Raw genomic sequence first — 10,971 nt, 5'->3', positions numbered from 1 at the left:
CCCTTCGCTCAGGTCTTCGCAATGACGTGGAAGCCATGGCACATCATCGCCGCCCTGCCGCCGGAACAGACCATCCGCCTGCCCGATCAGGACATCGGCCTCACCTCCACCGGCCTGCGTGCCAGCGCCCGCGCGCGGCCGGCACCGTCGGTGCCGCTGCAAGAGGTGGTCGTCGAAGGCACCGCACTCAAGGCCACTTCGACCCAAGGGTGGACGTTGGGCATGGGCTCGCTTGTCTTCGCCATCCGCGCCGACAACAGCCAGACTGGCGACAACAACCAGACTGCCGACAACAACCAGACTGCGGCCTATGACATTGGCCTGAACGCGCTGGCGCTTGCCCCCGACGCTGCGTTTCTTGCGGCGGTCCAGGCCCAGTCCGATCTGCCGCCCGAGGTAGAGGTGATCCGCGCCGACCTGACCGCCCGCCTGTCCGCGCCGCTTGACCGGATGGCGGGCGAAACCCGCCCCACCCTTACCGGGCTGGATGTGAAAGAGGTGCTGGTCACCTGGGGCACCCTGTCGATCTTGGCCAAGGGTCAGATCGAACCGGATGCCGGCGGCTTCGCCTCGGGCCGCGTCGAGATCGAGGTGACAAACTGGCAGCGCCTGATCCCACTGTTGATCGTGACTGGCGCAGTGAAACCCGAGGTGGCGCCAACCGTGGAAAACATGATGGCCGCAATGGCAAAACAAGGCGGCACGCCTGATGTGCTGAAACTGCCGCTGACCTTGGCTTCGGGCCGCATGTCACTTGGCCCGCTGCCGCTGGGCCCGGCCCCGATGCTGCTGCCACCTACGAACTGACAGGCCGCCCTTACCGGCAGTAAGCCCCGCCACGATAGCTCGCGGTGTCCAGATGCAGATGGTTCTCGTGATAACCATCCGACCCGGGGCCAAGCGTGGTCTGGAAAATCCCGCAAGCACCCTTGTGCACCTTGCGCAGGGTCTTGTTGTAATTGTCCAGCACGGTGAAAGACTTGCCGTTTGAAAGCACAAAGCCCGCGATGTCGATGGCCTTGCCCTTTCCATGTTCGCTGATCTTGGCGCCCTTCACATTGTTGCGGCTGCGGCAGATGTAATGCGCCGCCACCTGCAGCTCCACCACCTGCCCCTTGAACGCCGGTTGCACAACATCCGTTACCCAGGTGTTCAGCGCGCGCGCCGTGTCGCAATCAACCGTCGCTGCCTGGCTGAGCCGCACCCCGGAGATCGACGTGATCCGCACCGCCTCCGGCACGCCGCAGCCCTTTACCTTGGACTTGATCGGCGCGATCTCTTCGCCCTTGATCACCGGCACCCCGCAGACCGCCCCAACCATCGAGGATTGCTCGCGTTTCTTGCGGCGCAGTTCCTTCTTTGACGGCGGCGCAACGGCGGCCAGCTCCGGTTCTTCCACCGGCGTGCTCAGATCCAACCCTGGTGCTGCGTTGGCCGCCGCCATCGCGGCCACTTTCGCGCTCAACTGCTTTGGCCGTGGCATCGGGCGCAACGAGCTTAGCAGCGCGCCCTTTGGCGCATCCGCCGCCGCCACCGGCATCGCTTCCGCCTCAACCGCCGCCGCCGCGTAAACCGGCTTCGGCATCGGGCGTGGTGACCGGTCGATCACCTGCGCCTGACCGCTGGTTGCCAGGATCGCAAACATCAGTGCGGCAACCCCCGCTCGCACCGGATCAACTTCCCTTGGCTTCGGCCACCCGGCCGAAATCCGGGGCCGCCGTATCCTGCCCCGCCTCGATGATGCCGCGCCGGATTGCGCGGGTACGGGTGAAATAGGCGTGCAGATGGTCGCCATCCCCCAGCCGGATCGCCCGCTGCAGCGCGAACAACTCCTCGGTAAAGCGGCCCAGAATATCCAGCGTCGCCTCCTTGTTGGTCAGGAACACGTCGCGCCACATCACCGGGTCACTGGCCGCAATCCGGGTGAAATCGCGAAAGCCGGTGGCGGAATACTTGATCACTTCGCTGTTCGACACCCGGCGCAGATCATCGGCCACACCCACCATCGTATAGGCAATCAGATGCGGCGTGTGGCTGACCACGGCCAGCACAAGGTCATGGTGCGGCGCATCCATCGTATCGACATTGGCCCCCATCGCGATGAGCAACCCCGTCAACCGCTCCAGCGCCGCGGGATCAGTGCCGTCCTGCGGCGTCAGCAGCCACCAGCGGTTCTGAAACAGCGTCGCAAAGCCGGATCGCGGCCCGGAATACTCGGTTCCCGCCATCGGATGGCCGGGGATGAACTGCACGCCCGCCGGCATATGCGGTGCCACAGCGGCAATCACTGCCTGCTTGACCGATCCCACATCCGTCACCGTGGCACCCGGCGTCAGATGCGGCCCGATCTCGGCTGCAATCGCCTCCATCGCGCCCACCGGCACGCAAAGTACCACCAGGTCCGCCCCGGCAACCGCCTTGGCCGCCGTGTCGGTCACCCGGTCGCAGAACAGCTCGCGCGCCACCGCCCGCGTTTCCGCCGACCGCGCATAGCCAACAATCTCGCCCGCCAGCCCACCCGCCCGCATCGCATGCGCCATGGATGAGGCGATCAGGCCCAGACCAATCAAGGCGACCCGGCGGTAGATCATTTCACACCCTTGAACTGCGCCACCGCATGCGCCACCCGCCGGCACGAAGATTCGTCGCCAATGGTGATGCGCAGGCAATGCGGCAGCTTGTAGCCCGCCACCCGCCGCACGATAAGCCCTTGGCCTTGCAGGAAGGTATCACAAGACTCCGCCTCCTCCTGGCTCGCAAACCGCGCCAGCACGAAATTCGCCAACGACGTGTCGGTCGGCACACCCAGCTCTGCCAAGGCGCCAGCCAGCCAGACCCGCATCCGCGCGTTCTCGCTGCGGCAGCGGACCAGAAACTCCTGATCGCGCACCGCCGCTTCGGCCACCTCCAGCTGCGTGGTCGATAGGTTGAACGGCCCGCGCACCCGGTTCAGCACGTCGATGATGTGCTTGGGGCCGTAACCCCAGCCCACCCGCAACCCGCCCAGACCGTAAATCTTGGAAAACGTCCGTGTCATCACCACGTTGTCGCGCGCATCGACCAGTGCTGCCCCACCGTCATACCCCTCGACATATTCGGCATAGGCCCCGTCCAGCACCAGAATGGCCTGCGTTGGCAGCCCTGCCGCCAGCCGGGCAACTTCGGCGGCTGACACCATCGTGCCCGTCGGGTTGTTCGGGTTGGCCAGAAACACCAGCTTTGTGCGCCGGGTGCAGGCTGCCAGAATCGCGTCCACATCGGCCGTCCGCTCGCGCTCGGGCACCTCTACCGGGGTGGCACCCGCCGCCATCGCGTAGATGCGGTACATCAGGAAGCCGTGTTCGGTATAGACCACCTCGTCCTTCGGCCCGGCATAGGCCTGACACAGAAAGTTGATCACCTCGTCCGAACCTGCACCACAGATGATCCGGCTCGCCTCCAGCCCGTGCACCTCGGCAATCGCGGTGCGCAGCGCCAGATGATCGGTGTTGGGATAGCGGTGCAGCGTATGCACCGTGCGCGTAAACGCTTCCTTAGACTTGTCCGACGGCCCAAACGGGTTTTCGTTCGACGAAAGCTTCACCGCATTGGCCACACCCGCGACATGCGCCTTACCGCCCTCGTACAGGGCGATGTCAAGGATGCCGGGTTGCGGGCGGATGGCTTCGGTCATCGAATACTCCTGTTGCGCCCGCCTTCTACAATCGGCGGACGGTTCTGGCCAGTGCGCTTATGCGCCGGATCAGCGGTAGGATTTTGCCGAAAGCCAGTCCATCAGCGCCAAGAGCACGCCGGACAAGACGAAGGTCAAATGGATCACCACCATCAGATACATGTCTGACGAAGACACCACCTTGTCCGGGTCAACCTTGCCGATCTCCATGAACACCTTCAACAGGTGAATCCCCGAGATTGCGACGATCGAGGCGATAAGCTTCATCTTCAGACCCGAGAAATCGACCTTTCCCATCCAATCTGGACGGTCCTTGGTGTCCTCGATATCCAGCTTGGACACAAAGTTCTCATAGCCCGAAAACAGCACGATCAGCAGAAGGTTCGCCGCCAGCGACAGATCGATCAGCGTCAGAACCGCGAGGATGCCCTCATCCGCCCCCATTGTCGGCAACTGGGTGCCATACTTGAACAGTTCGCCCAGGAATATGATCAAAAGCATGATCAATGCCACCACAAGGCCCAGATACATCGGTGCCATCAGCCAGCGGCTGGCAAACAGCCCCTGCTCAAATCGCGTCTCAAGATTGGGCTTTTCCGACATGTCCTGCTTCCCGAGATAACCTGGCACCTGCGCCCTTTGGCGGCCATATAGCGCGGAAATGCTGTTCGGGCATCCCTGAAAATGAAAGGCCGCCCCCGAAGGTGCGGCCCCTTTTCATATCGTGGCAGGTTGCGTGCGTGCACGCGCCACCAAGGTTAGTTCTTGGCGTAGTATTCCACGACCAGGTTCGGTTCCATCTGCACTGGATACGGCACATCGCCCAGCGAAGGCGTGCGGACGAACTTGACGATCATCTTGTTGTGGTCGGCTTCAATGTAGTCGGGAACGTCCCGCTCGGTCAGCGCGATCGCTTCAAGGATCAGACCCATCTGCTTCGACTTCTGGCGCACCTCGATCATATCGCCTTCCGACACACGGTAGGACGCGATGTTCACCCGCTTGCCGTTCACCGTAACGTGGCCATGGTTCACGAACTGGCGTGCAGCGAAAATCGTCGGAACCAGTTTGGCGCGGTAAACCACCGCGTCCAGACGGCGCTCCAGCAGACCCACCAGCATCTCGCCGGTGTCGCCCTTGACGCGTTCGGCTTCGGTAAAGATCTTGCGGAACTGCTTTTCGGTCAGGTCGCCGTAGTAACCCTTCAGCTTTTGCTTGGCGCGCAGCTGGGTGCCGAAGTCGGAAAGCTTGTTCTTGCGGCGCTGGCCGTGCTGGCCGGGGCCGTATTCACGCTTGTTCACCGGGGATTTCGGACGGCCCCAGATGTTTTCGCCCATCCGGCGGTCAATTTTGTACTTGGCAGACGTGCGTTTGGTCACGGCTGATCTCCTTCGCTATGCCGCACCCCGACGGGGCGCTATGAAGGGCGTTGTCCTTTCCGGGTCTCCCCGGCGACAGGCGACTTCTTGCGAAGGCCACCAACACCAATGAAAAGCCCCGAGATCGCTCCCGGGACTTGCGCGGCTTATACAGGCCGAAAAGCCAGAGTCAACAGCCCCTCATGCCGCCAGTTCGTGGCGCAGGATCGCGGCCTCTGCACTGGAAACGCTGCGTCTGGCATACGGACCATAGCCTTCCGGGTCAGCCATCACCTTCGGCAAATGGTCGGCCAGCCGCGCCGCATCATCGGGGTCAAGCGTATCCAGCGCCATCCCGGCGGGGTGAAAGCTTTCGCTCGCCAGCCCGTTGGCAAAGACGATGCTGTGCCGCTCCAGCAGCACATGCACATAGGTCACCCCACCCGGCGACAGGTCCACCGCAACCGACCTGCCGTTGACCAGATCTTCCGCCGCCACCAGCGCCTCTGTGGTGTTGTACAGCGCCGATACCGCAGCGCCGCTGATCAGCATCCGGTGTTGCGGCGACACGATCAGCTCGGTGTCCGGCTGACCAATGCCGAACGCCCCGCCCCTGATCCGCACCGGGCGCAGCCTGGGCGTGGCGAACAGCCGCGCGCCCGACATCCGGCACTGCCCGGTCCACACCACCGGCAGCGCGCCGTCATCCTTGGTCTGCAGCAGATCGCCCGGCTGCAACGTCTCGATCAGACGCGTGCCCTCCGGCGTCATCATTCTGGTGCCGGGGGTAAAGCAGATCACCCCGGTCGCGCCATGCAGCCCGGCCATTGGGTCAATCCTGCTGCGGGTGATCCGCAAGGGGCGGTCGCGCGGTGGCATCTCGCCGCCAAACAGCAACAGCCGCGCCCCGGTTGCCGGCGAATGCAATAACCTGACGGCATAGCGGTGCTTGCCGTCGGTCACCACAAAGCCCTGCTCAGGCAGATCGGCCACGTCAAGCTCGGGTGGCACAGGGTCAGGGGCCATCGCCCCCAGCATCCGCCGCACCGACCGCGCCGCGCGCAACCGCAGCGCCTTGGCTGCCTCGGCCCCAAGGATCAGTGGCCCCTGCGGCCCGTCCAGCCGCGCAACCGGCCCGGTCCATTCCCAGACCGCCCCCGGCATAAGCGCATGCACCGGCCCGGCGGGATACCCACCGATCCTTGTCTGCGCCCACGAAATTACAAAGGTCGCTTGCGCGCCCGTCCCCATTGTCTGTGCCTGCTCGTCTTTTTTTGTTCTTATATGCAAGCATTAGCAAATGTCGTGACCCCTGCATATGCTTTCCCGGCAACACAGCGCCAGCAACCCGCAGCCCCCGCCACAACCGCCGCGATAGCCCGGCTGGCAAACCTGCCGTTGCCCCGCGCGCACCATCCGCGTAAAACCCCGCCAACCGATGAAGGAGGCCCGCCATGCCCACCCCAAAACCCGTCGTCCTTTGCATCCTCGACGGATGGGGCATTGGTGACAATCCCGCCGTGTCTGCCCCGGCACAGGCGCATGTGCCAACCTTCAACCACCTCTGGGCCACCTGCCCGCACGCCACCCTCATCACCCACGGCCCCGATGTGGGCCTGCCCACCGGCCAGATGGGCAATTCCGAGGTTGGCCACACCAACATCGGCGCCGGTCGCGTCGTGGCTATGGATCTGGGCGCAATTGATCTTGCGGTCGAAGACGGCAGTTTCGCGGCCAACCCCGAAGTCACCGGTTTTGCGCAACGCGTCAGGGCTGCGGGCGGCACCGCGCATTTGATGGGCGTGGTGTCCAACGGTGGGGTGCATGGCCACATCAGCCACATCATCGCCGCCTGCGCCGCGATCACAGCGCTTGGCGTGCCGGTCGCCTTGCATGCAATCACCGATGGCCGTGATGTGGCACCTTCCTCTGCCGCCAGCTTCATGGCGCAACTGACCGCCGCCTTGCCCAACGGGGCCACCATCGCCACCGTCACCGGCCGCTACTGGGCGATGGACCGTGACAATCGATGGGACCGGGTGGAGCGCGCCTATGCCGCCATGGTCCGCGCCACGGGTGAGGTTGCACCCGATGCCGCCAGCGCCGTCATCCACTCCTACGCCAAGGGCGAAACCGACGAATTTCTCGCCCCCACGGTCATCGCCGGATATCAGGGCGTCAAGGATGGCGACGGCCTCTTCTGCCTGAACTTCCGCGCCGACCGTGCGCGCGAAATCCTCGCCGCGCTTGGCGATCCGGCGTTCACTGCGTTTGAGGCCGGCCCGCGCCCGAAATGGTCTGCCATGCTGGGCATGGTCGAATACTCCACCGCGCATAACGCCTACATGGCCACCGCCTTCCCCAAACGCGTGCTGGTCAACACCATTGGCGAATGGGTGTCCAACCACGGCCGCACCCAGTTCCGGCTGGCGGAGACCGAGAAATACCCCCACGTCACCTTCTTTCTGAACGGCGGGCGCGAAGTGCCCTATCCCGGCGAAGACCGCGCCATGCCGCAGTCGCCCAAAGTCGCCACCTACGATCTGCAACCGGAAATGAGCGCGGCCGAAGTTACCGACAAACTCGTTGGTGCTATCGAACATGGCTACGATCTGATCGTCGTCAACTTCGCCAACCCCGACATGGTCGGCCATACCGGCAGCCTGCCCGCCGCGATCAAGGCTTGCGAGGCGGTGGATCTGGGCCTGACGCGGGCGCTGGCCGCGCTGACGGCCAGGGGCGGTGCCATGCTGATCTGCGCCGATCATGGCAATTGCGAGCTGATGGTCGATCCCGTCACCGGCGGCCCGCACACCGCCCATACGACGAACCCGGTGCCCGTCATCCTTGTCGGCGGCCCGCCCGGCGCCCGCTTGCGTGATGGCCGCCTCTCGGACCTCGCCCCCACGCTTTTGCAGCTGATGGATCTGCCGCAGCCGACTGAGATGACCGGGACATCCCTCATCGCATGATCCGCGCCGCCGCCCTTGCGCTGCTGCTTCTGGCCCTGCCCGCAGGCGCAGAAACTGTGGCCGAACAGGCCACAAAGGCTGCGTCCGACCTGCAGTCCGCCGTCGCAGCCCTTGATCAGGCGACCGCCTCGCGCGACCGGGTTGCCGCGCTCAGCCAGACGATCCGCGCTTATGAGGAAGGCCTCGCCGTCTTGCGCAGCGCCCTGCGCGAGGCGCGCCTGCGCGAAACCACGATGACCCTGCAACTTGAGGCAAAGCGTGACCGCGTCTCGCGCCTGCTTGGCGTTCTGGCGGCGATGGAGGCCAATCCCGGCCCGCTGCTGCTGTTGCACCCCGATGGCCCGCTGGGCACTGCGCGCTCCGGCATGATGCTGGCCGAGGTGACGCCCGCACTTCAGGCCGAAGCGCAGGCCCTGAAGGCCGACCTCACCGAACTCACCGACCTGCGCGCCTTGCAACTGTCGGCTGGTGATACGCTGACCCGTGGCCTTGCGGTGGCACAGGCCGCCCGCACCGCGCTGTCGCAGGCGATATCTGACCGCACCGACCTGCCCAAGCGGTTCACCGAAGACCCCGACGTGCTGCGCGGCCTGCTGGAAAGCGCCGATACGCTGGAGGCCTTCGCCGCCGGATTGTCGCTCAATGCCGACGACCGTCAGGACCAAAGCTTCACCCAAGCCAAAGGCGCCTTGCCGCTGCCCGTCCTTGGCACCCTTCTGCGCCGCCCCGATGAGGCCGACGCCGCCGGCATCCGTCGCCCCGGCCTGACGCTGGCCACCCAGGCCCGCGCCCTTGTCACCGCCCCCTGGCCCGCCACAATCCGCTACACCGGCCCGCTGCTCGACTACGGAAATGTGATGATCCTCGAACCCGGAGACGGCTATCTTCTGGTGCTGGCTGGTCTAGATACGGTGTACGGAGTGGTGGGCGAAGTCGTGGCCGCCGGGGCACCTGTCGGTCTGATGGGGGGAACCGTGCCGGGATCAGCGGAATTCACCACCGCAGCTACAGATGGCTCTGGCCCTCGCGATACGGAAACGCTTTATTTGGAACTGAGGCAGGGTGCAGCCCCGGTGAACCCGCTAGACTGGTTTGCCACCACCGCCCGAACAGGAGACTGAGACAAGCATGAAGAAGTTCGTGATGGCCGCATTGGGCGGAACGATTGCAGGCGCGCTTTTGACCACTCAGGTCGCGGGCCCGCTGATCGCACAAGAGGCCGAAAAGGAAAGTGCTGTCTATGAACAGCTTGACCTGTTCGGCGACATCTTCGAACGCATCCGCGCGCAGTATGTCGAACCCGTGGAAACCGAAAAGCTGGTCGAGGCCGCGATCAACGGCATGCTGACCTCGCTTGACCCGCATTCCAGCTACCTGTCCGCCAAAGACTTCGACGACATGCAGGTGCAGACCCGCGGCGAGTTTGGCGGTCTCGGCATCGAGGTGACGCAGGAAGAGGGCTTCATCAAGGTCATCTCGCCGATGGACGGCACCCCCGCGGCCAAGGCCGGCATTCAAGCCGGCGACTTCATCACCCATGTAAACGGCGAATCGGTTCTGGGCCTGCTGCTCGACGATGCAGTCGGCATGATGCGCGGCCCGATCGGGTCTGAAATCATCATCACCGTGGTGCGCGAAGGCACGCCCGAACCCTTTGACGTGTCGATCATCCGCGACACGATCAAGGTCACCGCCGTCAAAGGCCGTGTGGTTGGCAGCACTGTCGTTCTACGCATCACCACCTTCAACGACCAGACCACCACCGGCCTGAACACCGAACTGAAGAAGGGCATCGAAGAACTGGGCGGCATCGACAAGCTTGATGGCGTCGTCCTTGATCTGCGCAACAACCCCGGCGGCCTTTTGAACGAAGCGATCACCGTGTCGGACGCCTTCCTCGACAAGGGCGAGATCGTCTCCACCCGCGGCCGCGACCCGGCAAGCGGCGAGCGTTACAATGCCACCACCGGCGATCTGATCAACGGCAAGCCGATCGTGATGCTGATCAACGGCGGTTCCGCCTCCGCCTCCGAGATTGTTGCAGGCGCCTTGCAGGATCACCGCCGCGCCATCGTTGTCGGCACCAAAAGCTTTGGCAAAGGCTCGGTCCAGACGTTGATCCCGCTGCGCGGCGATGGGGCTATGCGGCTGACCACGGCGCGCTACTACACGCCGTCGGGCCGTTCGATCCAGGCGCTGGGCATTTCCCCTGATATCGTGGTGAACCAGCCCCCGGTCGATCCGGCCGCCAAGGAAAAGCCGGAGGAACCGAAATCCGCCGTCAAGAACCGCTCCGAGGCGGATCTGCGCGGCGCCATCACCAACGATTCGATGACCGACGACGAAAAGCGCCTGTACGAGGAAGAACTCGCCCGCGCCGAAGATTCCGCAAAGCTGCGCGATGAGGATTACCAGCTTGCCTACGCCGTCGACATCCTGAAGGGGCTGACCGCAATCGCCCCCGAAGCCACGCCTTAAGGTCAGCCGGGCGGGGGCAACCCCGCCCGTGCAACGCCAATGATCGATCCCGAATCCCTCCCCTATCGTCCCTGTGTCGGCGTTACGCTGATCAACGCCGCTGGCCTGATTTTCGCCGGCCAGCGTCTTGATAGCCCCTCGCCCGCATGGCAGATGCCGCAAGGTGGCATCGATGACGGTGAAAAGCCCAAAGCCGCCGCCCTGCGCGAATTGTGGGAAGAAACCGGCGTCACCGCCGATCTGGTGGACCCGGTGGCCAAAATCCACGGCTGGGTCACCTATGATCTGCCGCCCGATCTGTTGGGCAAGGTCTGGGGTGGCAAGTATCGCGGCCAACGGCAGAAATGGTTCCTGTTCCGCTTCCTCGGGCAGGACAGCGACTTCAAGATCGCCAGCGTCCACCCGGAATTCTCAGCCTGGCGCTGGATCGATGCGGATCAGATGCTGGCCGAGATTGTCCCCTTCAAACGCGCGGTCTACGACGAAGTGG

Annotated in this window: 11 protein-coding genes; 5 read left to right on the top strand and 6 right to left on the bottom strand. The window is 64.3% G+C overall.

The genetic code is table 11. The annotated features are described in order from the left end of the window. Positions 1-807 (top strand): DUF2125 domain-containing protein (locus RMO18_RS12850; RefSeq protein WP_309666387.1); only part of this gene is annotated, 807 nt, incomplete at its 5' end. A 10-nt stretch (positions 808-817) separates the two neighbouring features. Here the strand turns inward: RMO18_RS12850 and RMO18_RS12845 are convergent. From RMO18_RS12845 to RMO18_RS12820, 6 genes are all read right to left on the bottom strand, one after another. After that, positions 818-1,645, bottom strand: coding sequence for an extensin family protein (locus RMO18_RS12845; RefSeq protein WP_309666385.1), 828 nt, complete (start codon positions 1,643-1,645; stop codon positions 818-820). A 28-nt stretch (positions 1,646-1,673) separates the two neighbouring features. Beyond that, positions 1,674-2,591 carry a prephenate/arogenate dehydrogenase family protein gene (locus tag RMO18_RS12840; RefSeq protein WP_309666384.1) on the bottom strand — a complete coding sequence of 306 codons (918 nt, stop codon included), beginning with the start codon at positions 2,589-2,591 and terminating at the stop codon, positions 1,674-1,676. Further along, on the bottom strand, positions 2,588-3,673 hold the full coding sequence (gene hisC, locus RMO18_RS12835; RefSeq protein WP_309666383.1) for a histidinol-phosphate transaminase: 1,086 nt from the start codon (positions 3,671-3,673) through the stop codon (positions 2,588-2,590). The genes RMO18_RS12840 and hisC overlap by 4 nt, the downstream gene beginning before the upstream one ends. A 69-nt stretch (positions 3,674-3,742) precedes the next feature. Then, positions 3,743-4,303, bottom strand: coding sequence for a TIGR00645 family protein (locus RMO18_RS12830; RefSeq protein WP_309666382.1), 561 nt, complete (start codon positions 4,301-4,303; stop codon positions 3,743-3,745). A gap of 128 nt (positions 4,304-4,431) precedes the next feature. Beyond that, positions 4,432-5,052 carry a 30S ribosomal protein S4 gene (gene rpsD, locus RMO18_RS12825; protein WP_309666381.1) on the bottom strand — a complete coding sequence of 207 codons (621 nt, stop codon included), beginning with the start codon at positions 5,050-5,052 and terminating at the stop codon, positions 4,432-4,434. A gap of 180 nt (positions 5,053-5,232) precedes the next feature. Continuing rightward, the gene (locus RMO18_RS12820; RefSeq protein ID WP_309666380.1) at positions 5,233-6,282 is read right to left on the bottom strand and encodes a Hint domain-containing protein; all 1,050 of its coding nucleotides are present in this window, start codon (positions 6,280-6,282) and stop codon (positions 5,233-5,235) included. Positions 6,283-6,485: 203 nt separating this feature from the next. Here RMO18_RS12820 and gpmI point away from each other — a divergent pair, with 203 nt between their 5' ends. The 4 genes from gpmI to RMO18_RS12800 form a co-directional block, all read left to right on the top strand. After that, positions 6,486-8,003, top strand: coding sequence for a 2,3-bisphosphoglycerate-independent phosphoglycerate mutase (gpmI, locus tag RMO18_RS12815; protein ID WP_309666379.1), 1,518 nt, complete (start codon positions 6,486-6,488; stop codon positions 8,001-8,003). Then, the gene (locus tag RMO18_RS12810) at positions 8,000-9,124 is read left to right on the top strand and encodes a peptidoglycan DD-metalloendopeptidase family protein (protein WP_309666378.1); all 1,125 of its coding nucleotides are present in this window, start codon (positions 8,000-8,002) and stop codon (positions 9,122-9,124) included. Before gpmI ends, RMO18_RS12810 begins: the two co-directional genes overlap by 4 nt. Positions 9,125-9,131: 7 nt before the next feature. Further along, positions 9,132-10,481, top strand: a complete 1,350-nt coding sequence (locus RMO18_RS12805; RefSeq protein ID WP_309666377.1) for a S41 family peptidase — start codon at positions 9,132-9,134, stop codon at positions 10,479-10,481. A gap of 39 nt (positions 10,482-10,520) precedes the next feature. After that, the coding region (locus RMO18_RS12800; RefSeq protein ID WP_309666376.1) for an RNA pyrophosphohydrolase at positions 10,521-10,971 on the top strand (451 nt) is incomplete at its 3' end.

The sequence above is a fragment of the Tabrizicola sp. genome, assembly GCF_031377265.1.
Classification (GTDB): Bacteria; Pseudomonadota; Alphaproteobacteria; order Rhodobacterales; family Rhodobacteraceae; genus JAUYQR01.
Note: the sequence above shows the minus strand (reverse complement) of the source record. Positions and strands in the feature narration are given on the sequence as shown.